Source organism: Nitrospira sp. (genome assembly GCA_016715825.1).
Taxonomy (GTDB): Bacteria; Nitrospirota; Nitrospiria; order Nitrospirales; family Nitrospiraceae; genus Nitrospira_D.
Genome location: JADJXO010000001.1, coordinates 613390 through 639242, shown reverse-complemented (window position 1 = coordinate 639242; position 25853 = coordinate 613390). Strand labels below are relative to the sequence as shown.

Sequence of the window (25853 nt, the reverse complement as noted above, 5' to 3'; positions counted from 1 at the left end):
ACTAGCCATGAATGGGTGATAGGCCGCAGCCACGGACCGCTGCTTTGACCTCCCCTACGAGCATGAGCGATCCAGCAATGCAGATCAGATCGTGCGAGGCGGCTCTGGCTTTGGCTATGACAAGCGCATTCATCGGATGGACGGCTTCCCACACAGGTCCGAGCCAGGTATCCAAGGCGGGACGGAGTTCACCAACCGTGGCTGATCGCGCAAGACCTGTCTGAGTCAATACGATCTCCGAGACGACCGGCTGCAGAGTGGCGATAAACCCTCGATGATCTTTATCCCGCATCATGGCCCACACCAGAATGATACGAGAAGTGGGATGACCTGAAGCATAATCAGCAAGGTACTGTGCCAGCACTCTTGCAGCAGGGAGATTATGTGCGCCATCAAGGATGACCTTGGGGCACTCCTCAATCGGTTCCAGGCGACCTTCCCAGGACACAGTCCTCAATCCCTCGCGCGCAGCTGCTTCGCTTGTCTGGATTCCCGCATGATCTGCCGCCTCGATGAGCGCCAGTGCACAAGCCGCGTTGTCCCACTGGTGTCGTCCAGCGAGCCCACAGGACAGATCATCTATCGTGTGCGTTGTTCCTCGATAGACGAATCGCCCTGCCTCATTGGGCTCGATGTCAAAATGCTCCCCCAGCTGCGATACCGGAGCCGACAGGTCCTTCGCGATTCGACCTAACACTTTTCCCGCCAGACGACCAATTCTTCCGAGGACAAGTGGCACCCCTGATTTAATGATTCCGCCTTTTTCGAACGCGATCGCCTCTTCCGTCCTCCCGAGATACTCTTGATGATCTAACCCAATTGTCGTAATTGCACAAGCAAGTGGCTGAGACACGACATTGGTCGCATCGAATCGTCCACCCAACCCAACCTCGAGTACTGCGACATCGACCTTCGACTCTTCAAAATGGAGGAAGGCCATAGCCGTCGTCATCTCAAAAAATGTCGGAGTGAGATCAGGGGCAAGGATGGCTCGCAGGCGGTTCACCAAAGCCGAAACTTGTTCCTCTGTGATCATGCAACCGTTCACACGAATTCGTTCTCGAAATTCGACGAGGTGCGGTGATGTATACAGTCCAACACGTTTGCCCGAATGCTGTAAGATCGCGGCGACCATCGCTGCAGTTGATCCCTTGCCGTTGGTTCCACCTATGTGCAACACACGGAGTGAGCGCTCGGGATGGCCTACCCGCTTCAACAGGAGGCGCATGGTCTCTAACCCCAGCTTGATGCCGTGTTTTTGAAGCCCGTAGAGATACTCGATAACCGGGGAATAGCTCATCCAGAAACCGGAAGGCGCAGGGGATTAAAAGTGATTCACGAGTGTGCCGATCGTCTCTTTGAGGCGCTTCCGCTCAACGATCATGTCGATCATGCCGTGTTCGAGTAGAAATTCGGCTCGCTGAAACTGGTCCGGCAATTGCTGCTTGATCGTTTGTTCAATCACGCGTGGCCCGGCAAAACCGATCAATGCCTTTGGTTCGGCGATAATGACATCTCCGAGCATGGCTACACTTGCTGTGACACCGCCAAACGTGGGATCGGAAAGGATCGAGATGAACGGCAGTTTGGCCTCACCTAATTTGGCCACCGCTGAAGAAGTCTTGGCCATTTGCATCAGAGAAAGGATACCTTCCTGCATCCGAGCTCCCCCCGACGCGGTGACTAAGATAACGGGCACCTTCTGTTCAAGCGCACGATCGATCGCCCGACAGAGCTTTTCACCGACGACCGACCCCATACTTCCACCCATAAAGCTGAAGTCGAAGACACAGAGCACCACACGACTCCCATTCACCAAACCCTCGCCAATGACGAGCGCATCTTTACGGCCTGTTTTTTCTTGATGGGCCTTGACCCGTTCTCGATAGGACTTCGTGTCATGAAAATTCAAGGGATCTTGAGCCTCTAACCCAACATCCCATTCTTTGAACGTGCCAAGGTCGATGAGTAATCCAATCCGCTCGGTCACCGAGATAGGGAAGTGATAGTCGCACTTGGGACAGACTTTGTTGTTTCGATCAACTTCCTTCCGATAGACAATTTCCCGACAATGGTTGCACTTCAGCCACATGCCTTCACTGCTTTTGGACCTCGGAGGCGGACCTGACTCACTTGATTTATCTTTCTTAAACCATGCCATTATATTGTTCTCTTACGAGGGTTTATGCGCCCCAACAGCCACTGACTGTCGGGGGTTCCTATGATAGCGACATCCCTCGCCGCTTGCTTCCTTTGGCAACTAAAATATCAGCGGATTCTGTGATCAATTCGAACTCCTCAGGAATGCGAATTCCTAAGGCCAAAGTGGTCGAGGCGGCGGCAACGTGATCACCATCCGGCGCACACCGAAGGCCAAGGACAAACCCGACTCCAAGGAGAGCCATCAATTCCATCTCCGGCACCATGTTCTAGGAAACCCACATAAACAACCTGCGCTCAAGTGACCGTCAGCGATGCAACTACTGAGGAATAGGAGGCCATTGTAGCAGATATGAAAAACAGAGTCTCATCCTCCACGGGCATGCATTTCTAAGTGAGGGTCTTCTCGCAGACGATCGATGTGAACAAGGCCTCCGGACCGAAGCCCGATTCGCTCAAGAGACTTCCGATCCTCAGCCCCACGATCACGACGAGCGGCCCACACCGATCGAATCAGCTCCTGCATCTCCATTGAGCTCGCGCCGAGACGAAGCGGCTTGCGCAGATCCACACCCACCGACGCGTACAGGCACAAATACCACAGACCATCCGCAGTCACACGGCTGCGGTCGCAGTGAGCACAGAACGGCATCGTCGTTGACGGAATGATCCCAAAGATAGCGCCATCCGGCAAGCGAAATCGCTGTGCCGGAGCCGTTCCTCGTTCTGGCATAGGAATCACGTGGCCATAGCGACGACCGAACATATCGAGGATCATGTCCTGCGACAGCACCTTCTCCATACTCCACTCGTTCGCTCCACCCACATCCATATACTCGATAAAGCGGACCTCGGCCCGATACAGTTTGGCGAACTCGACGAGCGCATAGAGCTCATCCTCGTTGAATCCTCGAATCGCAACCGTGTCGAGTTTCAGATTGCTGAAACCTGTTTTCCCCACAGACTCTATTCCCTCGAGAACTCGTGAAAACTCATCCCGCCCGGTCAATTGACGAAACCGATCAGGTCTCAGCGTATCAAGACTGACCGTCACACGATCAAGTCCTGCCTCGTACAGTTCTTGTGCATGATCAGCAAGGAGGATTCCGTTCGTGGTCAACGCCACTTCAGTAATTCGCCGATCCTGGCGAAGTAACCGCACCAGCCGTGCAAGATCCCGCCGTAAGAGCGGCTCGCCGCCGGTCAGTCGGACTTTCTCCACGCCCAGATCAGCAAAATATCGGGCGAGTGTCGCCATTTCCTCAAAACTGAGGATGTCCTCGCGTGGTAGCCAGACATATTCTGGTTCCGGCATACAGTAGTTGCAGCGGAGATTACAGCGATCCGTGACCGACAGACGTAAGCTGCCAAGCGGGCGACCAAATGTATCAGACACCTCAGAACGCCCGGCTATTGGATTATTAATCAGGTTTGCCATCGAGGTTGAGTCCGAGGGATTAGGGGTGTTCTTCTACCCACACCTCCCCATCCGGCGTATGCTCCAACTTCCAGATCGGGGTAATCTGCTTGAGTTCATCGATCGCCCATTTGCACGCACGGAATGCATCGGCCCGATGTTCCGCTCCGGCGATGATGAGCACAATATTCTCACCAATCGTGATGTCTCCGTACCGATGGATAATCAGCAACTCAAGAATATCGAAGTCTTTCAGCGCCCGTTCTCGAATGTCGCGCAGCTTCCTCTGCGCCATTCCTTCATAATGCTCGAACGTCATCCTGTCCACATCGCGGCCTCGTGAACGATCGCGGGCGATGCCTAAGAACGTGGCAATTCCTCCTATGCGCTTAGATCGGCTGCGTACTCGTTCAAGCTCCTGATCTATGGAAAAATTCTCTCGCTGGACCCGGACGAATTGGCTTTCATCCACCACATCACTGACGGAACTACCTCCCGCAAAGGGAGGCAACAAGGCAATCTCGTCGGTATCCTGAACAGTGGTTTCTGCATGAGCGATTTCTTGGTTTACCGAGACAAGGACTTTTTTCTTATGAATGAGCTCGGCGATTTGAGGATGGGTGATATTGATCTGGTCAATTAAGTCTTTCACCCGTCGTCCGTTCTCAAGCACCAGCAAAAGAGACCCCTGATTTCCCGCGAGTGATTTCGTCAGTCCGAATAATTTAACTGTGATCACCGTTTCCTACTTTCTACCTCAACCGAACCCTCCCGGGTGTAGGTCCCAGATTTCCCACCTGACTTCGACAGTAAACACACATCGCTGAAACTCATGCCACGGTCGACCGATTTACACATGTCATAAATGGTGAGTGCCGCAACAGCGGCTGCGGTCATGGCTTCCATCTCAACTCCGGTCGGCCCAGTTGTCTTAGCCGTAGCCAGAATGGTGATCGAACAGCGACCGTGAGAGTCCGGCTGAGGCTCTTCCTTAAATGCGATATCGACACTCGTGAGAAGGATGGGATGGCACATCGGAACTAGATCAGGCGCCCTTTTCGCACCCATTACTCCTGCTACCTGAGCAACCGCCAGCACATCACCCTTCGCAATCTTCCCACATTGAATCTTTTCAAGTGTTTCAGGAAACAAAAAAACCCTGGCTTGGGCTGTAGCCAATCGCTCAGTCGATTCTTTGGCACCGATATCGACCATCCGAGCCCGACCCGAGTCATTAAAGTGGGTAAAGTCAGCCATTTCTCTATTGAATCAGTATGTTGTGGACCATTGATGGTAGATCAATAGCGGATTATAGGTGCCGCTTGAGAGGAAGGTCAAGAAAGGGTCCTGGCTAGCGCCTCATCTGTTCACCTTGAGCACGCTCTCAAGACAAGTAGGGCTACTGTGATCCAGGCGATGCTGAAGCATGTAACGAGTGAACTTCCTGTCAACATTCTTCATTTATCCCTCACCGAGATAAGCTGGACATTTGGCGACCTGCCACAATGGCGAGCAGACACAGCACGGCCCTCCAAGAGAGTGCCACATCAGCTTCACCGAACCAGGCCTTTTCATCCCTTACCAATCCAAGCATTCGGTATGCCAGCACCACCTATCAACAGCGCCTGACCACTGCAGGTATGATCAGGAACGTATCGCACTGAGCTAACTACTGCTATACTATCCCGGTTAAAAGCTTCTTGGCATCGCAAAACGGGAACGTGCTCGTCCTCATGAGCACCAGGCGGTCGAAGCCTAGACAGAATATTTTTGAATACCTCGAGACATTTCATCCTGGCCCTACAATAGACTGTCAATAACTTAAGAAACGGCCAGGTGGAGAGGATTGTCAGAATGAATCGGGTTTTTTCAAAGGCGTTAAACCTTCTCAAGAATGGAAGAGCTTCTCATACACTCAAGAAATATTTCATGAAGCGCAGCCGGTATTATACCTATCAGGTTACAGGTCCCCTGACTCGAGAGCGAATCGTGAAGACACTTCGGGATCTGGATCTTTCAACAGGGGATCTTGTCTGCGTCCATAGTAGTTTTAGTTCGTTAGGCTATGTGGAGGGCGGACCGGGAACGCTCATCGAAGCGTTGGAAGAGGTGGTTGGAACTTCTGGGACGATCATGATGCCGACCTTTTCCATGGGTAGCAGCATGTTGTCCTATCTTGAGTCTGGAGAGATATTTGATGTTTCGAAGACTCCATCAAAAGTTGGAGCTGTTACTGAGACCTTTCGGAAGTGGCCCGGAGTCATGCGTAGCCTCCATCCTACCAACTCGGTTGCTGCCAAGGGCCCCTTGGCTCATGACCTGTTGGCCGGGCATCAGCATTCGGCCAAGCCCTTTGGATTGGAAACTCCGTTCGGCCGCCTCGCTCCATTCGGCGGGAAAATCCTCATGATTAATACGCATATCCACAGCTTTCTGCATCATGTGCAGGATCTTGTCGATTTTCCAAATTTGTATTTGGATGGAACTCGGAACGTTCGAGTCATTGATGACAAAGGAGTTGAGTCGACACTTGAGACCCAGGTGATGCGCGTACGAGTACCCTACTATCTTATCCTGCCAGGCACAGATGGCTTCCCAGAGGATTATGCAATTTTGCATGACTATGCACTGATTTTCCCTGAACGTCGTGAGCCTGCTCTCCGGAAAGCAGGCTTTCGACTCCATAATCACCGAGAGATTTGGGAGAGACGAAAACGCCTGGAGGCCAAACACATATTCCGAACTGCAGACCTCGGTGCAGCTCGCGTGGGGCTTCTCCAAGCCGCTTCTTTCTTACATGAACTTCGTCCGGAAATGGAATCGTTGTTAACTCGTTTTCGAACATCTTACGATCTTGAGAGGATTCAAGGATTAGATCTTCCATACTTATAAGTACGTTGCTCCCAATTCGCACAGTGAATTCAACCGCCTTTCATAACAGCTCCGCAGGACGGCTCGTCACCACCTGCCGACAGCTTTTTCTGCCATTAGAGAATGCGTATGCAAAAGAGTAATGATTTTAATCCGATGGAAGATTTGCTCATGGCTCAATTTGCCATGCCAGCAGATTTACGGGAGCTTAACCTTCGAACATTAACTCCCTTTCAGCGAGCCCTTATGGTAACCGACGGCACCGTAACTAAATTTATTGAAGCGTATACGATGGAACAGATTGACGTGATACGGTTGGGCCAGGAAATTAGGCCGTTGGCGGTGGATAATAAATGGTTGGAAGCAGAAAAAGGAACGAAGGCGCTCATGCGTCAAGTGTTGTTACGTGGGAAATGGAGTTATACGTGCTATGCCTACGCTCCCTCGCTGATCATTCTCGACCGACTGCCTCAATTTATCAAGGAAGGCCTCGAATTAGAAGGTGGAGGAATTGGCCGTATTCTGTACGGTAATCGGTGGGAGACTCACCGAGAGTTGCTCTGGTGGGGGAAAGAAACTCTGAAGAATGTTCCGGCCGCCATTGGTGACTTAGCTGGAGTTGAAGCGTTAAGCAGAACATACAGAATTATCGCAGGAGGAAAGCCCATCATGTTGATCAACGAGAAATTCCCTGCTCAAGGAGATGCAATGCCGGCGCATCACTAGTCGATGTCCCGCATGCGTATGGGTTAGAGGAACACGGCTAATAGCACCCTGCTCGAATAGGCGTCACGCACAAAAAGGACATCTGCTTCGCGAGAAAGGACATCCTATGAATTTCCAATACCTCGATCCGTTTATTGAGACGCTTGGGCGCGACGCATTACAGCAAATCCAACTAAAAAAACTGCAACTCATGTTGGATCCTGTGCTGAAGGACAATACCTTCTATCGTGCCAAGTTTGAACAGGCAGGGATTAGGCACGCACATGAAATCCAAACCTTTGCCGATTACCGCAAGATTCCTTTTACAACGAAGGAGGAGCTGTCTACCGATCAATCCCTTCATTCACCCTACGGAACAAACATGACGTTTACGCGGGAGGCCTATACCAGAATCCACCAAACTTCGGGCACCACAGGGCAGCCGTTGCGATGTTTGGATACGGAGGAGAGTTGGAGCTGGTGGGCCCGCTGCTGGGCAACGGTGTACCGTGCGGCCGGAGTCTCCGCTCACGATCGGATTTTTTTTGCCTTTTCGTTTGGCCCGTTCATTGGATTTTGGAGTGCCCATGAAGGCGCACGAGTGATCGGGGCCATGTCCATTCCAGGTGGGGGAATGTCTTCCCAGCAGCGCGTGAAGGCTATTTTTAGCAATGAGGTGACGGTTTTGGTCTGCACACCCACATATGCATTACATTTGGGAGAAACGGCAAAGGATGAAGGAATGGATCTTGCCAATTCAAGCGTCAGAATTAACATCCACGCGGGAGAACCTGGGGCAAGCATACCTGGAACACGGAAGCGCATTGAATCCATCTGGAATGCCAAATGTTACGATCACGCTGGGGCAACGGAGGTGGGCGCCTGGGGCTTTGAGTGTTTGGCGCAACAAGGTCCTCATATTAATGAGGGCGAATTCATCTGTGAAGTGATTGATCCAACTACTGGCGATCTTGCTCAAGAAGGGGAATTGGTTATCACGAACCTCGGGCGAGTCGGCATGCCGGTCATCCGATACCGGACTGGCGATCGAGTCAAGTTGAATAGTGAGCTCTGTGAATGTGGGAGAACCTTTCATCGCCTAGAGGGCGGAATTATCGGCAGAGTCGATGGGGTGATTGTGATTCGTGGCATCAATGTATTCCCCAGTGCAATCGAAACTATTGTGCGACAATTCCCAGAAGTCGGGGAATTCACCGTCGACGTGTATCGCAACCGGGAATTAGATGAGATGGAACTTCGAGTGGAAATCACCGCCGGAGATCCTGAAGCTATTGCTGCGGCCGTCGCCCATGAAATACGAAATGCGCTCACCTTGCGTGTCGCGGTCAATATCGTCCCGCATGGGACGCTGCCACGCTTTGATCTTAAGGCGAGGCGTTTTAACGATTACCGCCACGTGGGAAAGTCCGGCATATTAAAGAAACCCACTTCCTAAGCCGGGATAGCGTCACCGTCTTTTCAGATGAACATTTTTAACAAGACCCCCAGCCTCAGCAGGATATGCAATGAACCGGATCCTCTACAACCCTGACAGCCTCTGCTCGCGGCTGAGCGCATCAACAAGGAACTTGGTCGCCCAGTTCAGGATGCGCAAGCGACCGTAGTCACCCCAGACCGGCCAGGAGCCTGGTAGTCCACCACGCAGCCGAGAATCTGGATTCCGAATGTCGTGGTGCCTCATCAAGTACCGATTCACGCGCTGGACCGCCTCGCGATACTTCTCCTCACTGGTCAGAGCGTAGAGATCACTCCAGACGATCGACGTCTGTGCGGAGCCAGTCAGGCAACAGTACTCTGCCCCAGCTGAGAAATCCTCACGCTGTCGTCCAGGGATGAAGCCGTCTCCGTTCATGATATCAATCTGTGCGTCTGCGAGAAGTCGTGCCCCCGCAATGAGGTCCTTCCGGTCGGTTCGCAAACCGATCCCCAGGAGACCTTGCATAGCATACGCGAGAGTATGCAGAAGAGGCGCCTGTGCATCCGACAAACAACAATCAGGTAACCAGCCATTCGATCGTTGTCGAGAAAGACAGTTCTCTGCGTTACGTACGGCTGCTGAAATGTAGTGCTCCTCACCCAAGGCATGACCTGCCTCACATAGGCCCCAAGCGGCCTTCACGTTGTACAGAGTCGTCCCAAAAGCGGCAAACTGAGAGTGCCCTCGTACCCACGCGCCATCGGGCTCCTGGATAGACACAAGCCAATCGGACGCGCGTCGTGCGGCCGTCTTGAAACGTTCTTCGCCTGTACGGCGGATCAATGTGCTCCAGCCGAGAAGAACCATACCGGTATTAAAGACGGCTGGAGTCGGCTGGGAGTTGGATTTGCCCCCCATCACGGCACCATCAGGAAGCTGAATAGCGATCTCCCAATCCCCCATCTCGATCGCCCGTGTCAGCAAATCCGTATCACCCCTCAGTTCCCCCTGTTCAATAAAAGTCTGGCAGATGTAGCCGGTGGTCTCCGGATAGCTCGCCTCAAAGTCTCCTCCGAAACGTACGCCATAGGAAACACCTCGGTCAGTCCCGCTATCCTGAGCACGCTTTAACCATGCAATGGCTTCTTTGAGATGCTGTTCATGGTCGAGATTGCTCTCCCCTGGGGAGTAGAGTGGAGCGAGCAGCTCCCTTTCCCGGTGCCGCTCCCTCTGGGCAGACAACTTTCGCATCGCTTTTTTAACAAGACCGAGCATAATTCGACTCCTCCCCCAAATATGTAATGCGCAAGGTTCCTCGCTGCTTCCATGAAGGAGCAGGACTCTCGGGCTGGGACGTATTATTCACGCGCGCGGATGTCGGGGACGACCAAGAAAACTATGATCCTGCATACCCTCCAACACCTGTGTACAGCCACGGTGCCTCGCAGACATGCTCCTGAGCAGGCACCTTGCCACAGCCGACCGGGTCGCGCAACTATCGGATCGGCGCTGGCTACCCCATCTTAAGTATGGTTCCTGTTCATCCTGAAGGGTGACATCGCGACCAGCCATTGCGCGACCTTCACCTACAAGACATTGTCAAGAAGTCGAATGGCATCCCCGTGAGTTTACCCATTCGGCAGATGACCGGCCTTCCCATATAACTGGTGTGCTGATCCAAGGGGTAGAGACTCCAAGCGAAAACGTGAAGCGTCTCTTGATGTAGTGAGCCACACTCCCCTCTCATCCCGAAACGGGTAGAAAAACACACCGTAGTTTCAGTACACTCTTCGAAGGATAACGCTGCCTTGTCGGAGCGAGGGCGTTCCCTCCCTTTACACGATTCGCTATTAGGATTCTCATGGGATTTCTGAGCAGACTACTCAACATACCGTCATTCAAGGGCGCCACCAACGCTCTCCTGATGGAGTTGGCCATCCCTGAACTCACGGACACACAACGCACTCAGTTAAAGAACCGCGCTGTTGAACTGATCCAGACCCACCGATCCCCAGATCGGACACCAGAAGCCATTCTGCTGGAACTGAACCAAACGCCTCGGATCTTCCAGTTGAATGTCTTGGCGATCGCCATGAAAGAGCTTGGTCACCCACTTCCTCTGAAAAAAGAGAAGCTCAAGAAAGTCGAAGATCCCTTCGACCCAAACCATGCGGACGAACACGCCTTGAGGGCGGTCGCTCGGCGCCTGAAGTGGCACTACGGCGTCGAGGTCTGGCTTGCGGAAGAACCGATCAGTTTTGACTCATGGTAGCCGAAGAGTCGCTTGACAGATATATGAGGCACGGTTATTCTTCCACCGCTCGTTAATTCCGTCTGGAGGCATAAGAGACAAGATGCGTAATTCTGCATTGCCAAAGCTGTTGTTTCTCATCGCATTCGCCCCCGTTTTGCTGCTGGGCTCACACGTTCAAGCAGCCGACTTCAAGATGGCGGTGGTAGATCCGCAATCCGTACTGGAGAAATCCAAAGCTGGCAAGCGTGCGCTGGATGGGTTGAAAGAATACGTCTCGATCAGGCAGAAGCTGCTTGCCAAGGATGAAGAAGATCTGCGCAATCAAGAACGGCAATTGAAAGAACAGGCGTCCAAATGGAGCGACGCAGAAAAGAAAGAGAAAGAAACCCAGTTCAGGACGAAGGTTCAGGACTTTCAAAAACGCGCGCAAGACTTCAACCAAGAACTCCAGAAAAAACAGAAGGAGTTGGTCGACGAATACATGAAGAAAATCTCCGTTGCGACGCAGACGGTCGCCGAAAAAGGAGGCGTCGCGCTCGTGGTCGACAAGGGAAGTGAACAGACCGTGAAGATCGTGATCTACAACAAGGATACGATCGATTTAACGGACCAAGTTGTGAAGGAGTTTGATCGTACGAACAAGTAGGACAGGCGGGGCCACCCCACTACTCCAGCGGGTACCCAGCCTCCCGCCATGCACGGATTCCTCCCGTCATAGACCGTACGTGATGATACCCCATCTGCTGCAACGCGTCGGCCGCAAGTGCTGAGCGAAACCCGCCTCCGCAATAGAGCACGATCACAGCGTCCTTGTCAGGGACCACCGTCTCGATATCTCGTTCGAGAATGCCCTTGCCGAGATGACATGCACCTCGAGCATGATCGACAGCGAATTCGTGATCCTCTCTGATATCAAGCAAATGAAACCGCTCTCCCCGGTCCAGGCTTGCCTTAACCTCCTCAACACGACACTCGGTGATCCGGTTCTTCGCCTGCTCGACTAATTTCAAAAAGGCCGGATTGTGTTTCACCTTACCTCCTTAGAATAGCGATGCCTGCTCACCCCCAGGGCGGCGAAACGTCCGAGGAATGTCCATTGCCTGGTTCTCTGAAAAGCCGGTTTTTCGTTTCGATAGGGCGACTAACTGATCGATCATCTCCCAATAGCTACCTTGGCCGACTTGCCGACGAAACAATCGGCCCTCCGTGATGGCTCCCGACCGCATCTCGCGCAGGCGGCTCGTAATTTTCCCGATCCGTTCCGGAAAGGCCCGCTCCATCCTATCCAGAAACACCGGCTCCACGCTACCCGACAGTCGTAAGAGGCTGGAGGTTGCGGTGCAGGCTCCCGCTTCACGGGCTCTGTTGAGTAATTCGGCGATCATGTCCTCGTTCAAACCGGGAATAATCGGCGCGATTGAAATGCCGGTGCGAATCCCGGCATCGGCCAGCACCTTCATGGTTGAAAACCGTTTCGTGGTTGACGGGGCCTGAGGCTCAACTTTCCTGGCCGTCTCATCCGAGGCAAAGGGAATACTGAAATAGACCATCAACCAGGCTTCACGTTGCAATTGCAATAGGACATCAAGATCACGGAGAACCAAGGCACCTTTTGTAATAATCGCGACCGGGTTACGGTATTCCGCACAGACCTGCAGGCAGGCGCGGGTCAACTCATACGCTGCTTCAATCGGTTGATAACAGTGGGTGTTCCCTGAAAAGAGGATCAGCTCTCCACGCCAACCAGGTTTCTCAAAGTGCTGCCGAAGCAATCGTGGGGCATCTTCCTTCACCACAATCTTGTTCTCGAAATCAGTCCCTGCGCCGAATCCCCAATACTCGTGGGTCGGGCGCGCGTAACAGTACGCGCAGGCATGAAAACAGCCTCGATAGGGATTGAGACTCCACCGAAAGGGAAGATCCGGGCTGTCGTTGCGACTCAGAATCTCTCGCGTCTCGTCCGTGTACACCATCAGGTGCGGCGAACCAGCCGGTTCCAGGAGTTCACGTCGACGGGATTCAAATGGATTCGGTGGATTGGCAATCTGCCGCATGATCGACATCCTGTTCTTCATACCTCGTCGATGTCAATTCCAGGAGGACGTCATGAGCTCATGTCGGCTGCATCGACAGTTCATTGACTCCCTGGAAATCAGGTGCTAGATTCCAACCGCTTTTGGAGGAACGATCCGTGTACGATCTTAAGGCTCTCCGCGAAAATCTCGATCCGATCCGTACCGTCCTTGGACGACGAGGGAACGATGTCCCATGGGATGACCTGCGCAAATGGAGCGAAGAACGCCGCACACACACCATGCAGGTCGAACAGCTGAGACAGGAGCTCAACAAAGGCTCTGAAGAAGTGGCGCGGCTGCGCCGCGCCAAAGAGCCGGCCGACGAGGCCATGGCAGCCATGAAACGTTTGGGGATCGCATCAAGGATGCCGAAGGAGCCCTCAGAAAAGTGGAGGAGGCGCTCACCGACGTTGCGCTTCGCATCCCCAACCTCCCCCATGCTTCGGTCCCTGTCGGAAGCGATGCATCTCAAAACGTGGAAGTCCGACGATGGGGTACCACCCCGTCGTTTGCAACTCCACCCAAGCCCCATTGGGATATCGGAGAGGGGCTCGGAATTTTGGATTTCGATCGAGCCGCGAAAATTGCCGGGGCTCGGTTTTCAGTCATGACGGGAGCCGGCGCGAGGCTGGAACGGGCCCTGATCAATTTCATGCTCGACACACACACGACGCAACACGGGTATAGAGAGGTAGTGCCTCCCCTCATGGTCAATCGCGCATCCATGACCGGAACAGGCCAGTTGCCCAAATTTGAAGAGGATCTCTTCCGGCTGAAAGATGAAGATTATTTCCTGATTCCTACCGCCGAAGTGCCGGTGACCAATCTGCATCGTGAAGAGATCCTGAGCGGGGACAGTTTGCCGCTTCGCTACACGGCGTATACGCCATGCTTCAGACGAGAAGCCGGATCATACGGAAAAGACACGCGAGGTCTGATCCGGCTCCATCAGTTCAACAAAGTCGAACTCGTATCCTTTACGACGCCTGATCGATCATACGAAGAACTGGAACGGTTGACGGGTCATGCGGAGTCGATCTTACAGAGCCTGGAACTTCCCTATCGCGTAGTCGCACTGTGCACCGGCGACATGGGATTCTCAGCCGCCAAGACCTATGATCTTGAGGTGTGGCTACCGTCTCAGCAACAGTACCGAGAGATTTCCTCTTGTAGTAACTTTGAAGCGTTCCAAGCTAGACGAGCAAGCATCAAATACCGATCCTCGCCTGGAGGAAAGAAAGACTCCAGGAGCGACTTTGTCCACACACTGAACGGTTCCGGTCTTGCCGTTGGAAGAACGTTGGTGGCGATCTTGGAAAACTTCCAACAGCCTGATGGGTCGGTTGAAATTCCACCAGTACTGCGACCATACATGGGAGGTTTAGAAAGGGTAAAAAGGGAATAAAGTCCTGCGGTCTCCTCCCCGTCGTTCTACGGATCAATTCCATACGTGTTTCACCCTGCCTTTTCGATGTGATAGTCTTTCCCAAGACGATATTTTTATCGTCGTTACATGACGCCTCCCACTCGTCTCTTCAGGCAGTTTTGTTCATCGCGCCTCGTTTCACTCTTACCCCTGAGTCTGAAATTAATGCCCTCGACAATTTTCATCACCCCACCACTGATTTTTATATCTTGTATTGGCAATCCAACTCGTGTACAACCCCGCCTCCGCTAAGAGGCCCTCACAAAGATAGCAAATTGTAACAAAGGAGTCGAAATGGGAGCACAGTGGTCCCTGAGTCAAGAAGAAGAAGACCTGCATCGCCAGAATCTCTTTCGAAAGGCGAGAAAAGGTGACGAGAAAGCCAAGCAGGAATTACAAGAAGTCTATGGCGTGCGATTATGGGCGGAGCATGAACGTGCCGAGTTGGTATATGAGAATCCCCGATACGCTGCCAGACGCAGCAAGCAGAAAGCTTGAAAGTAACCAGCGATGGATCAGGTAACAGCTACAAGGAGATGTTGTAGGTGTTCGGAAACCAGGAGACATCGGTGCCCGCCTCCCTCAGAATCGGCACAACCTCCCACCGGCATACGCTTAGGTACCATTTCCACTTTGCGGCGTTATTTCAAAAGTGGCCTGTCTCAGCTTGCCTCCAACAAGTTCGTTGCGCCCAGCACGAGCTGCATCGTACACGCCAGGAACCCTGTGCTTATTGCATTAGACCGAAGATAGTGAATATGCTAAAGCGCTGGTCCTGATCTACCCACCCATCACTCTGAATGGGAGAATGGAGGAAAGCCGTGGATTCACTTGTCACCTGGACGAAGGTCGTATACGCCCTCCATGCCTTCAGCCTGCTGACCGGCATCATCGGGACTGCCACGGTGGTCGGCGCATTCCTTACCGGCTGGCCTTCGATCATCGCAGTCGTTCTGAACTACGTCAAGCGGAGCGAAGCTCGCGGGACCTGGCTTGATTCACATTTTCGCTGGCAGATTCGAACCTTCTGGTTTGGCCTGCTCTGGATGACCCTCTGCGGAGCCTTCATCGTCGCAACCCTTGGGATCGGCCTCCTCTTTGTGTGGCTGCCGATCACGTTGGTGGGGCTCTGGTTTGTCTATCGCATCATTCGCGGATGGGTGACGCTTGCCGACAGGCGGCCCATGGACGTGTGAGCGAAACAGCTTTCATAAGCCCACGACTTCCCAGTTTGCATTACCAGAACAACAAGACGTTTGCCGAAGTTCGCTGACTCTGTAGTCATCTCATCCCGGACGGTATTCCCCCCAAACAACTTCTCGGATGGAACCCACTACAGATGTGGGATTGGTTCGCGCGCAGGTTGAAGGCAGGATAGACGCGTGCTGCACAGGCATCGTGGTCAACACCCTGTTCTAGTCACTCGCGCGGAAAGGAGGCGATGATGTTCACATTCATGCAACTCCGGGAAGATCAGGTATTTCACAGTGGGTACAAAGGCTTGCTCACACTCGGCGCATGGCTGGTGCTGGTCCTACCACTGAGTGGTTGTTCCTCGTCACACACGGAATATGTCGTGGACTATACCCATGGAAATGATTCGACTGCGGAGGGTTCGCGCGAGCGTCCGTGCCAGACTGAAGCACAGTGCCAGACGTTGGCGGAGCGTGACGGGGTACAGTCCTATTGGATGGTCTATCAGTGAAGGCAGCAACACATTGAGCCAGACTGGCGGGACCGCTGCTGGTATCACGCAAGGGTAGCTCCACTTGTTATGACTGTTTCTTCACGACACCACGTAACTCACAGTAGCATCGACATCGCGTTGGATGTATACTCGCAACGCTTTGAGGGAGACCCTCGGCATCACAATAGTTTATCCGACGACTTCATAACACGAATGCGATAAATAGTCGACGGGTCAACCAAAGGTTGGTATGGAGGGGTGACGGAGCGGCCGAACGTGCCGGTCTTGAAAACCGGAGATGGGGTAACTCATCCGCGAGTTCAAATCTCGCCCCCTCCGCCATATCTTTCATCAACCATCATCCTGCCCCACGTTTTGGCTCAACGTCTCGGGTCGATCCAGCACACTTTAGTGTGCTGTCAGTCCAGTAATCACTTCCCTCTTGGTCTCACCAGCAATCTACTAGCAGTACCTTAGTTGGGCCCTGCCACCTACCAGGGGAGTAGTCCGACCTCGTATCTCTGTATTACTGCAAGGACTATTGTTGAGCTCTGGCTCAGAACAGGAGGGAAGATGCCTTCAGCACTGCTCTCACAAACCATGATCGAGTGCATCCTCTCAAAAGACAAAGAAAGGTTAACGGGAGAGGGGTGCATTTACGACCTCTCATCCTCCTCCCCTGCCATTTCACAGCCAGAACACTTGCACCCTGGCGACTATGTCAAACTCCGCCTGTGGCTGCCTGAGGAACACGTCTGCGTCTTCGTCGAATTGGCTGAGGTCCAGTGGGTTAAGAATCATTGGATCAACGTTGAGGTGCTCAGCGCGTCGCCTGGGGACCAGGCGCGGCTGAGGAAGTTCACGTCTATTGAAGATCAGTGCTCGCCAAGTTCGCGCAGGAAAAGTGAACGGATCTTGATTCACGCATAACGACACCGTCGCCTCTACATAAGCCATCTGAGCCATTGACGACCGCACACCTGGGTGAAGGGCGCTGCCGTGGAGCCCACCCACTGGTAGCAAAGGTTTCTTCCTCCCGGAGAAACCTACCTTCACCCTTATTCATGTCAGGGACACCAACACATATGAAACAGGTCTGGAAGATACACAAGAACCTTGTTGACCAGCCCAGATCGGGCCCCAATATGAACGGCCCCCCTTTGGCTCTGGTCACTGTACCTCCATGGTATTTGCGACTCACCCCTCCTCGTCTTATCTCACGCCATTCACAGTACGGCATCGCGAAGGCACTAAGCACCTACGGGAGACAAGATGAGAAAACAGGGGAGACCAGCAAAGCCAAACCCCAAAGCGATTCATGGGAAGGCATGCCCATTCTGTGGCGGGAACACCTATCAGCTCGTTCTCGAACACGCGACGACATCCGGAGACTCGAGTCTACTCGTTCATTGCCATCGATGCAGTCGCCCAAAGAACGTAGAAGGCGAATTCATGAGCATCTTATGGGTCTAATTCCACGCTTCTCACATCTGAATCATCACAGGAACCATCACGGAGGCTACGAGATGGCGCTTCACTACGTCCGGACCTACTTCACTCGTCAACGGCATAGACGGCAGACGCTCCAAATGCTGTCCAACAGTGGTGTCATACGACCAAGTCATATCGAAGTTCGATACACCACCCCTCTCCTGAAGGCAGAAGAACAAACCGACTTCTTCCTAGACAACACGATTCCCCTGACAAGTCACTCAAGTCTGCTGACCGGATTCATTGAGTCCATACAACCGCTCATCGTACGCATGCGCTCACTCCGCCCGTATCTATCCCGAGCGATCTCGTCGTTAGGTGTAGGATTAGCCTCCGGTCAACGCAGCCGTTCAGGAGAGCCGTCAACCACTGCCTTGGTTGTCACCGGGGCAATGCATACACCGCCATGCTGGAGCGAGTCTGCCACGGGATAGTCCCATCACACTCGGTAGGACATGACGCGCCGAAGCAGTGGGTACGTGGGAGGAGCCAGGGCCAGTTGCACCAGATCTTGGAAGGTAAAGGCACCACATATCTCCGTGGCATCCAGACGGAGGACCGATGTGACGTGGCACCGGTTGATCTGCCATCGGGGAGCCGGCACGGTTGTGGGAAAGCTGATCAGTCCCCAATGACCGGTGGGACCGTCACGGTCCTTCGCCCCAAGATCGTGGACCTCGCCAAACGATTTGAGCGCAAAGTCCTCCCACTGCTCACTCGGCGGCCTCGGGAGGTCGGTCGTATACCCTTGGGGCAGGATGCACAGGGGCTCGCCGCCGAGAACTTCGATGGAGCGTTGCAAAATCTTTTGGGAGAAGGGGGGCCGCTACCGGTGGGTTCAATCCAACGGCTCAAGATGTTCTTCCAGCTGGAATATGACGCGTGGAGGAAACGGGATCTGTCGCATCTGGCAGTCGCCTACTGGTGGGCCGACGGCGTCTATGTCAAAGCAGGCATTGACGATCAGAAGAGCGCACTTCTCTCACGATCGTGGGCACACTCATGACCGGCGAGCGGATTGTCCTGGCCTGTGACAGCGGAAAGCGGGAGAGCAAAGAAAGCTGGCTCACGATCCTGCACGACCTCAAACATCGTGGGCTCACGTTCCCGCGCCTCACGGTGGCTGATAGGCGCCTTGGCTTGTGGGCAGCCTTGGACGACATCCATCCCTCAGGTGAGCGGCAAGGATGCTGGAACCGCAAGATCGCCAGTGTCGTCAAGACACTCCCGAAGGACGCTCGGGCGAAGGCGAGAGAGCAGCTGAAAGCAATGGCGTATGCAGAGACCCAAGCCGAATGTGAGGAACGGCGAGACAAATTTGTACAGACATACCGGAAGACGGAGGACAAAGCGGTCAAGACCCTGCTGCGGGACTGGGAACGAATGGTGACTTTCTATGCGTTTCCGCAGGAACATTGGCGGCATATCCGCACGACGAACGTCGTGGTCTCGCCGTTCGACTCAGCGCAGCTCCGCACAACCGCCTCCCGGCACTATAAACGCATCGAGGGAGCCAAGGCGATCATGTGGAAAATGCTCCAGGTCGCTGAAAAGTCCTGGAAGAGGCTGCATGCACCGGAACTCTTACCCCTGGTGTCCTCCCACGTAACATTCAAAGATGGGGCGATGACACAGTCGAACACCTTCGTGAAGGCCATGCATCGTCAGTCGGAGAGGACCGCCGCCTAACCCATTTTAGCTTTTCTTCAGGCGACATCTCCTACCTCTCGCGTAACAGAACTTCCGTAAACTTCATGAGCCGATGTTTCTGACCCTCACCGGTTTCGGTGAGGGTCACCGCCCCTGACTCTTCTCTTGTACCGTTCACATCGGCTGATGTAAGATGCCCCCGCGTCGGTGATTTCCCGCCTGATCAACGGTTCCGCTGTGGATGCGGGGCGACCTTTGACGCGACCCCGAGGAATAGTGACTCCTGGAGAGGTGGCCGAGTGGTTGAAGGCAGCGGTTTGCTAAACCGCCGTAGGGACAAAATCTCTACCGAGGGTTCAAATCCCTCCCTCTCCGCCATTCCCTCTACGTTCTCTCTCTCCGGAGAGTTGCACGGCGGCATCCCTTCTGTTGACTGCCCTGCGATTTCTGTTGTCAGATAGACCTGGCGTGGAGCATTTTTCGTTAGTCCTCTCGCCAAGGCTTCACACCGGGTGGTTTCAACCCAGTCAGAAGGCGAGAACCATCAGCTAAAGAATCGCGGCAGTCGCCGGAAGGTACCGGTTCATTCTGCTCTTGTTCAGCTCGGGTTTCTCGACTATGTACAGTCCTTGAGACAGGCGGGTGAGATACGATTGTTCCCTACTCTCAAAAAAGGTAAGACTCCATTTGCCGATGCAGCGGGCAAGTGGTATGCACGTCTTCTGAAGAGAGTTGACATCAAAGACAAGGCGCTGGTGCTGTATGGCCTTAGGCATACCGGGGTGACTCGGTTAGCGAATGTCGGAGTCAATGACAAGATCCGAAGGGTCTTAGTTGGCCATGCTGGGCAGGATGTCCATGCTCGGATCTACAATCATGGGGCACCGTTGCCGATGTTGCGAGATGGATTGGAGCAGTTACAGTATCCTGAGGTCCTTCAGACGCTCCTGGGCGCCACTCAGGCTTTGAAGATCAAGGGCCAGAGGGATGAGGCGGCTTGACTGACAATGCTGAAGGATTCATCGCTGAAATGTACGGACGATACGGCGGCTGCGACGGCATCGGACATCATTCACTTAAAAACCCACCGGACCGCTATTTTCACTATGCGGAGGCGTACAGATCTGCGTCAGCTCTCCTGTGTCAGAAAGCTGAAAGTGATGCCACCTTCAACACTTGGTCGCACAGCGCGGTGGTGCTGATGCTAGCTGCCCATGCGGTGGAACTGTTTTTAAAGGGTGCCTTACTGAAAAGAGGAGTAAAGTTCGAAGAGGTTGGCCATGACCTTAACACCCTAGCTGAGAAATATCGTGCAACGTTTCCCGATCCACCGTTTGCATTTGAATGTGAAATCCCCTTTGCTTCACCTGTCTCTGAATCAGAGCTGATCAAGCAACGGAAACAGTCAGAGCCTAACCTTGACGAAGCTGAATATAGGAAATTTCTAAGAACACTTCCTGAGCCAAGTATTCTATATCGATATCCTGTAAACAAACGTAGAAAAGAGTGGCCTGGTCTTTACGGCTTCATTCCAAGCACATTGACCTTACCCCGATTTCACAGACACCTGTATAAGGAGGAGTTTGATGAAATTGGAGGGCAGCATGAGCACCAAGACGAGACGGCAGTATACGGAAAGAGTTTAAGACAGAAGCAGTGCGGTTGGTCCGAGACTCCGGCACGACCGGTTGCGCAAGTAGCCAGAGACCTGGGCATTGCTGACCATCTGCCCTACCGCTGGCGGTGAGCAGCAGGCGGCGGAGGAGCGTGGAAAGACGCGGCAGGACCTCCGAGCTGAAGAGGCCGAACTGGTCCGACTGCGGCGCGAGAATGCTGTCCTAAAGCAGGAGCGAATTTTTAAAACGCGGCGGCGTTCTTTCGCGAAGGAGTCCTGATGAGATATCGGTGATCCAGGAACACGACCGTCGCTATCCCATCCGCCTGGCGTGCCGAGCCTTCGCTCTATCTTCCTGCAGGATATTATGCCTGGCGGGCACGTCCCGAGAGCACCCGGGCAGTAGCCAATCGAGGCCTGTTGACTGCAATTCGGGCGCTTCACCACGACAGTCGCCAGACCTACGGGAGTCCACGAATCTGGCGAGCACTCCGTGCACAGGGCCACCGGGTTGAGAGCATCGCATCGCCCGGCTGATGCCACGCTGGCATCCGAGCCAAGACGGTGACGAAGTGGCGTGCTACCACGCAGTCCCAGCATGCGTTCCTCGTGGCCGCGAACACCCTGGCTCGGGTCTTCACTTGCTGAGGCGCCCAATCGAGTGTGGGCGGGAGATCTGACCTACATCTGACGGGAGAAGGCTGGCTCTCATCTGGGCCGTCCTGCTCGATCTGTATCCACGTCGGGTCGGGGCTGGGCCAAGGGCCAGCGATTAACCGGTGAGCTGGCTGGAGCAAGCCCCGACGATGGCCGTAATGAACCGCACTCCCGGGGCGGGGCTCTGCACCATCCGGACCGCGGCAGTCAGTATGCCGCGACGAACTACCAGCGCCGACTGGCTGAGTACGGCCTCATTCTGTATGAGCCGCAAAGGCAATTGTTGGGACAACGCGTGCGTCGAGAGTTTTCGGGACGCTCAAGCGCGAGCTGGTCTATCATCGGCACTATATAACCCGAGACGAAGCCATGCAGGAGATCTTTGAGTACATTGAGGTCTTCTATAATCGGCAACGACGGCACTCAACCCTCGGGTATAAGTCTCCAGCTGAGTATGAAGCGAGGGCCGCAGTCGCGTAACCACGTGTCCACGAAATCAGGGGAAGATCAGTTTTAACCATTTCTTGGAGTCTTGTTACCTCTTTAGATAGGACTCTAAACTCTCCTTGAAGGTCTCTTATGTCCGATCTAGTTTCATTCCACATGTACGCTACCAACCCCAGAATAATAGTAACTAATATGCCAATGATGAATTGACCTTGACCAGGTGTCATGCCAGAACCGGAACGCGCAGTGGTCTGGGTTCCACCGCCTTCTTCCTGCTTTACGGCCACCCCATTCGCCATACCAGAACCCTCATCTCGTAGCGAATCTCACACAGGATCAGTCTGCCACAAGTCTAATTAGCAAGTCTACCGACTACGGGCATAGTTGCGTCTCCATCTTCATTGACAACTTCTCATACCTTGGGTACCTATAACCTTCGAGGATGCCGAAAACATCTATGAGGAGGTCAAACGTGATTATCACGTTGAAACCTTCATTGGCTCTAGCGATGTTCATAGCCCTGTTGCTATGGCTTCGCTAGAGACTGCTCGCGCGGCTGAGGAGACTTGTGTCTGGCACTCTACCAGAAGCGTTGGGACATGGGCATCTCCTTAGAGATAGGCTGGAGGCTGAAGAAACTAAGGGAACCGGAGACGGGCAAATGCCTCTGAGCAAATGCCTTAGATCCCAATACTTGCATTAAGATATTGTCACAACAGACCTGCATGGCTATACTCCTCTTCTAAGACACGGCCAATCCTAACACGATGAGTGAATGTGATCATCGCGTTGAAACCATCACTTGTTTTTGCACTTTTCATCGCCTGGTTGCTCTGGCTTCGATAGATATCCTCGCCCGGTGAGATACTCAACCGGTTATTGTGGTTGTCCTATCTATCTACATTCCTTGGCAGATGGAATCAGAGCTGACGATGTCAGTGCTGAACACAAATCGCGAAGTGGCAAACCATAACATCGAAAATAGACGCATAATTAGGGGACTAGGGGAGGCAGTGGACGCCCTTGGATCATCCATCATGGCGTTCAAAGATTTCCAAGAGGAAGAGCGTACGAGGGGGGAGCAGCCTAAAGACGAGTCACGTGCCAAAGCGTTCCAAACAATCACAGACTTCAATGCGGCAACTAAAAAAATAGCGGAGACGAAAAGCAGAATGGACGCCAACGAAACTCTGAGCGCGAAAATAGCTAACTCACGCGAGAAAGAAGACTACCTAGCATCTCGCCTTGGAATGGTTCACCGTGTCTCACGAGCGGCCCAACTCTTTGGGCTAGTAATAATGGTCTTTGGTTTCGGGATGTGGTATTCCAAGTTGCAGAGGTATCGGGATCGGATCGTCAAAGCCTGCCGAACAGTGAGCCACGCCTCAAGAGGAGAGGGAGAAGGAGAAAATACCAGGATAGGACCTCACTTGAAAATCACATGAAGTTCGTATCCTTTGCCAGTCGGCCAATCGTCTCGTTCAACCTCAATGGTCGTCTGCCCCTCTTTCGCTGTCATTGGTTTGCCTCCTGTAATTGCATCCTTTATGGTTTGAGGCAACTTCACAGTAGCGAGCTTTATACTTAACTCCCCTGCCGAAGCAAGCAAGGCAGAATGACCAGATGTCGCCTGAGATTTATCGTTTACGTTTAGAACTAGCATCGCTTGAGTAACAGAATTCCTGTCGCCATCGACGTAGTAGGCAAGATCATTGACCAAGGGAGAGCCTGAACCGATTTCTTTGTAATTGCTGCTGCAGCCAAATTTGTCGCCGTGAACCTGTTTCCAACCTCCTGTTGCAAGACCATGGCTGTCTAGTAGGAAACAAACCGCATCTGGTGAGGCTATAGCAAGCGATGCCTCTGCAGGAGGCTGCTGCCCTTTCTGTTCAGAGCTTGAGTTCCCGTCACACCCAGCCAAAGAGAGCACGAGGAACAGAGTTGCTATAATCATTCGCATCATAGACACGCGCTGTCTTCTAACTGTTTCAGGTCATTGTTTCCAAACAATACGTCATAGCTGTTACTGGATTCAATACGTTGGGCACCTGGACACATGGCCGCCAAAAGCATAGGCTGATCTCAGTATCTCCACACCCTAACCTGAGGAGTGAGCCATGCCTGGAATGTTCGGCAAGAACCCTCCGCTCCTGCTGGTCGCAATCGCCTTGGCGATGATCGCCATCGTGGTGTTTGCCCTGATGACGGCGGGTAATTGAAATAGTCTGAATTAGGTATCTGCCAGCCTTAGATGGTGCCCTCCATTCCGTCTGATCCCCATCTCTTGAAATAGTCTCCCCACGGCATCCCTTTCCTCCCATGCTAGATGACTTCCGTTGTGAGATAGGCATCGTATCGAGCATTTTTCCTTGGGCCTCTCGCCAAGGCTTCATACCGAATGGTTTCAACCCAGTCACTGGACTAGGGCGGTTCCGCAACGAGTTGAAAGCCATTCTTTCCTCGTTTCCACCTTGACCTTCCATCGCCTATAGTGTAACCATTGGTAACTTCCATGTTGACCCGTCAAGACATCACCAAAGACATCTACCTTCGTCTGACTGCCTCCCGTTTTGGCTATCCTACCGGTCTGATTGGAACCGTTCACACCACCGGCACCGATTGGTCAGGCAACTGGTACTTCCAACTTCGCTGGCTGAACCGCCCCACAGGCACACGAAACAAACCAGTCTCAGAATGGAGCCTCAACCTCCGCGATAAAGACCTTGAAGATTTCGAATGGCTTGAGACTTGGGAGCAGGTGCAGGACCTATTGAGGGACTCGAGGTCTCAGCGCAAACCTAAGAGGAAGGCAAAACGGTTACCGAGGTTTTCCAATCCGCTTGGGCGAGTGCCGAGAGGAGAAGAAACCCGGAACCAGTTGAAGCTGTACCAATGGGGTTGACGCACGACTCGAAGCAATGCTGTGAGCTACCGCGCCTGGGTACAACTTCACTACCGCATCAACGTTGTCCGCCTAGCCTTTCAAGGCGGCGGCTTCCTGTTGATGGTCGATTTTCTGCGACAGTTCATGAACCATGCGAGTGAGCTCAAGGACCGCTTTATAGGAGAGGTCCTGATTGGTACTTGAGCTGTCTCAGTCGTAGTTCAAAGTCCTCAAGTCGTCTTGACAGTTTGCTGACCATATCGACCTCCCTTCGATTAGGGAATGTCCCGCAGCGGATTTCCACTCCACCTGTATTCATTGAACGACGCAGCAAGGCTCTTGTCAAGCAGGACTCAGGCGTCCGTTCCCGTCTTGGGCATGGAAGGAAACCACGGGATGCGGCTGGTGTCGGGAAGGCTTTTGGCGAGATTCTTGTCGCTTCGCTTGGGGCCTCCTAGGTTTCGAAGGCCCTTGCCCCTACGCTTGACCGTCTGACGAGGCTTGGAGTGTTTTTTGGTAGTCATGTATTGATTATACCAGGAAACCCGCAAGACTAACGAACAAAGAATGCCTATTGTACGCACTGTCGCGGGTGAACAGACGAAGTTGTGGTGTTCGCCTTGATGTTGCTAGGCTATTGAAATGGCTCGGAAGATTTCTATTGTGAGTTTGAAACGCGTATCGTATCCTTACGGTCTACATGAGTCCCCTCACAAGAAAGGACCAATCATCCATGTCATCCATGCGAATTCACATCCTAGGCCTCGCCACCGGGCTTTGTCTCCTAACGGCTCCAGTGCTCGCGGCCTCGTCGGATCCAGTTAGCGATGATCAAAAGACCCTGTATGCACTCGGATTGGCGATCAGCCAGTCGCTCGGAACCTTTTCCCTGAGCGACACCGAACTCGATATGGTCAAGAACGGCCTGACCGATGGTGTACTCAAACGCCCTCAAAAGGTCGATCTCCAAACATTTGGGCCAAAGATCCAATTGCTCCAGCAGTCTCGCTTGGCCCTGGTCGCCGAGGGTTACACCTTCCAATGTTTCCGACGACCAATTCGTGAATGAGATCATA

At 53.2% G+C, this 25853-nt stretch carries 27 protein-coding genes, 2 tRNA genes and 1 pseudogene; 20 read left to right on the top strand and 10 right to left on the bottom strand.

Annotated features, from left to right (window positions below; genetic code table 11):
* Position 1: 1 nt before the first annotated feature.
* The 6 genes from IPM58_03185 to moaC form a co-directional block, all read right to left on the bottom strand.
* On the bottom strand, positions 2 to 1300 hold the full coding sequence (locus IPM58_03185) for a bifunctional folylpolyglutamate synthase/dihydrofolate synthase (GenBank protein MBK9306095.1): 1299 nt from the start codon (positions 1298 to 1300) through the stop codon (positions 2 to 4).
* Between the two features lie 24 nt (positions 1301 to 1324).
* The gene (locus tag IPM58_03180) at positions 1325 to 2161 is read right to left on the bottom strand and encodes an acetyl-CoA carboxylase carboxyltransferase subunit beta (GenBank protein ID MBK9306094.1); all 837 of its coding nucleotides are present in this window, start codon (positions 2159 to 2161) and stop codon (positions 1325 to 1327) included.
* 58 nt (positions 2162 to 2219) lie between these two features.
* Positions 2220 to 2405: a hypothetical protein gene (locus tag IPM58_03175; protein ID MBK9306093.1), complete on the bottom strand. Its 186-nt coding sequence runs from the start codon at positions 2403 to 2405 to the stop codon at positions 2220 to 2222.
* 122 nt (positions 2406 to 2527) lie between these two features.
* Positions 2528 to 3598 (bottom strand): GTP 3',8-cyclase MoaA, encoded by a 1071-nt coding sequence (gene moaA / locus IPM58_03170; GenBank protein ID MBK9306092.1) that lies wholly within the window; start codon positions 3596 to 3598, stop codon positions 2528 to 2530.
* A 19-nt stretch (positions 3599 to 3617) separates the two neighbouring features.
* Positions 3618 to 4316 (bottom strand): molybdenum cofactor biosynthesis protein MoaE, encoded by a 699-nt coding sequence (locus IPM58_03165; protein MBK9306091.1) that lies wholly within the window; start codon positions 4314 to 4316, stop codon positions 3618 to 3620.
* On the bottom strand, positions 4313 to 4834 hold the full coding sequence (gene moaC / locus IPM58_03160; protein MBK9306090.1) for a cyclic pyranopterin monophosphate synthase MoaC: 522 nt from the start codon (positions 4832 to 4834) through the stop codon (positions 4313 to 4315). Before moaC ends, IPM58_03165 begins: the two co-directional genes overlap by 4 nt.
* Positions 4835 to 5431: 597 nt before the next feature.
* Between moaC and IPM58_03155 the strand changes: the two genes are divergently transcribed.
* From IPM58_03155 to IPM58_03145, 3 genes are all read left to right on the top strand, one after another.
* The gene (locus tag IPM58_03155; GenBank protein MBK9306089.1) at positions 5432 to 6469 is read left to right on the top strand and encodes an AAC(3) family N-acetyltransferase; all 1038 of its coding nucleotides are present in this window, start codon (positions 5432 to 5434) and stop codon (positions 6467 to 6469) included.
* Between the two features lie 108 nt (positions 6470 to 6577).
* Positions 6578 to 7174: a DUF98 domain-containing protein gene (locus IPM58_03150; protein ID MBK9306088.1), complete on the top strand. Its 597-nt coding sequence runs from the start codon at positions 6578 to 6580 to the stop codon at positions 7172 to 7174.
* Positions 7175 to 7280: 106 nt separating this feature from the next.
* A complete protein-coding gene (locus IPM58_03145; GenBank protein ID MBK9306087.1) occupies positions 7281 to 8609 on the top strand; it encodes a phenylacetate--CoA ligase family protein in 1329 nt (442 codons plus the stop codon).
* 84 nt (positions 8610 to 8693) lie between these two features.
* On the opposite strand, the gene IPM58_03140 is transcribed toward IPM58_03145, so the two are convergent.
* Complete coding sequence (locus tag IPM58_03140; protein ID MBK9306086.1) at positions 8694 to 9866, bottom strand: hypothetical protein; 1173 nt, start codon at positions 9864 to 9866, stop codon at positions 8694 to 8696.
* A gap of 586 nt (positions 9867 to 10452) precedes the next feature.
* On the opposite strand from IPM58_03140, the gene IPM58_03135 reads away from it, so the two are divergent.
* Entirely contained in the window at positions 10453 to 10863 is a 411-nt protein-coding gene (locus IPM58_03135) for a hypothetical protein (protein MBK9306085.1), read from the top strand.
* 82 nt (positions 10864 to 10945) lie between these two features.
* Positions 10946 to 11491: an OmpH family outer membrane protein gene (locus tag IPM58_03130; GenBank protein ID MBK9306084.1), complete on the top strand. Its 546-nt coding sequence runs from the start codon at positions 10946 to 10948 to the stop codon at positions 11489 to 11491.
* A 19-nt stretch (positions 11492 to 11510) separates the two neighbouring features.
* Here the strand turns inward: IPM58_03130 and IPM58_03125 are convergent, their stop codons facing one another.
* The gene (locus IPM58_03125) at positions 11511 to 11876 is read right to left on the bottom strand and encodes a sulfurtransferase (GenBank protein ID MBK9306083.1); all 366 of its coding nucleotides are present in this window, start codon (positions 11874 to 11876) and stop codon (positions 11511 to 11513) included.
* A 9-nt stretch (positions 11877 to 11885) separates the two neighbouring features.
* On the bottom strand, positions 11886 to 12920 hold the full coding sequence (locus IPM58_03120) for a radical SAM protein (protein ID MBK9306082.1): 1035 nt from the start codon (positions 12918 to 12920) through the stop codon (positions 11886 to 11888).
* A 116-nt stretch (positions 12921 to 13036) separates the two neighbouring features.
* Between IPM58_03120 and serS the strand changes: the two are divergent.
* From serS to IPM58_03050, 14 genes and pseudogenes are all read left to right on the top strand, one after another.
* Positions 13037 to 14325 (top strand): annotated as a pseudogene (gene serS, locus IPM58_03115) (serine--tRNA ligase).
* Positions 14326 to 14640: 315 nt separating this feature from the next.
* Positions 14641 to 14844, top strand: coding sequence for a hypothetical protein (locus IPM58_03110; protein MBK9306081.1), 204 nt, complete (start codon positions 14641 to 14643; stop codon positions 14842 to 14844).
* A 302-nt stretch (positions 14845 to 15146) separates the two neighbouring features.
* Complete coding sequence (locus IPM58_03105) at positions 15147 to 15542, top strand: hypothetical protein (protein MBK9306080.1); 396 nt, start codon at positions 15147 to 15149, stop codon at positions 15540 to 15542.
* 245 nt (positions 15543 to 15787) lie between these two features.
* Positions 15788 to 16051 (top strand): hypothetical protein, encoded by a 264-nt coding sequence (locus IPM58_03100; GenBank protein MBK9306079.1) that lies wholly within the window; start codon positions 15788 to 15790, stop codon positions 16049 to 16051.
* A gap of 234 nt (positions 16052 to 16285) precedes the next feature.
* Positions 16286 to 16375: transfer RNA gene (locus IPM58_03095), tRNA-Ser, on the top strand.
* 231 nt (positions 16376 to 16606) lie between these two features.
* Positions 16607 to 16963, top strand: coding sequence for a hypothetical protein (locus IPM58_03090; GenBank protein MBK9306078.1), 357 nt, complete (start codon positions 16607 to 16609; stop codon positions 16961 to 16963).
* Positions 16964 to 18023: 1060 nt separating this feature from the next.
* On the top strand, positions 18024 to 18530 hold the full coding sequence (locus tag IPM58_03085; GenBank protein MBK9306077.1) for a hypothetical protein: 507 nt from the start codon (positions 18024 to 18026) through the stop codon (positions 18528 to 18530).
* Positions 18515 to 19213 carry a transposase gene (locus IPM58_03080; GenBank protein ID MBK9306076.1) on the top strand — a complete coding sequence of 233 codons (699 nt, stop codon included), beginning with the start codon at positions 18515 to 18517 and terminating at the stop codon, positions 19211 to 19213. Before IPM58_03085 ends, IPM58_03080 begins: the two co-directional genes overlap by 16 nt.
* A gap of 246 nt (positions 19214 to 19459) precedes the next feature.
* Positions 19460 to 19552, top strand: a tRNA-Ser gene (locus IPM58_03075).
* Positions 19553 to 19686: 134 nt separating this feature from the next.
* Positions 19687 to 20175, top strand: coding sequence for a hypothetical protein (locus IPM58_03070; GenBank protein MBK9306075.1), 489 nt, complete (start codon positions 19687 to 19689; stop codon positions 20173 to 20175).
* Positions 20172 to 20921: a hypothetical protein gene (locus tag IPM58_03065; protein ID MBK9306074.1), complete on the top strand. Its 750-nt coding sequence runs from the start codon at positions 20172 to 20174 to the stop codon at positions 20919 to 20921. Before IPM58_03070 ends, IPM58_03065 begins: the two co-directional genes overlap by 4 nt.
* Before the next feature lie 288 nt (positions 20922 to 21209).
* The gene (locus IPM58_03060) at positions 21210 to 21326 is read left to right on the top strand and encodes a transposase (GenBank protein MBK9306073.1); all 117 of its coding nucleotides are present in this window, start codon (positions 21210 to 21212) and stop codon (positions 21324 to 21326) included.
* 399 nt (positions 21327 to 21725) lie between these two features.
* Complete coding sequence (locus tag IPM58_03055; protein MBK9306072.1) at positions 21726 to 21926, top strand: IS3 family transposase; 201 nt, start codon at positions 21726 to 21728, stop codon at positions 21924 to 21926.
* Between the two features lie 899 nt (positions 21927 to 22825).
* On the top strand, positions 22826 to 23338 hold the full coding sequence (locus IPM58_03050; GenBank protein MBK9306071.1) for a hypothetical protein: 513 nt from the start codon (positions 22826 to 22828) through the stop codon (positions 23336 to 23338).
* Here IPM58_03050 and IPM58_03045 read toward each other — a convergent pair.
* Complete coding sequence (locus IPM58_03045; protein ID MBK9306070.1) at positions 23320 to 23856, bottom strand: hypothetical protein; 537 nt, start codon at positions 23854 to 23856, stop codon at positions 23320 to 23322. The genes IPM58_03050 and IPM58_03045 overlap by 19 nt on opposite strands.
* A 1654-nt stretch (positions 23857 to 25510) precedes the next feature.
* Here IPM58_03045 and IPM58_03040 point away from each other — a divergent pair.
* Positions 25511 to 25846 carry a hypothetical protein gene (locus IPM58_03040; protein ID MBK9306069.1) on the top strand — a complete coding sequence of 112 codons (336 nt, stop codon included), beginning with the start codon at positions 25511 to 25513 and terminating at the stop codon, positions 25844 to 25846.
* Positions 25847 to 25853: the final 7 nt, after the last annotated feature.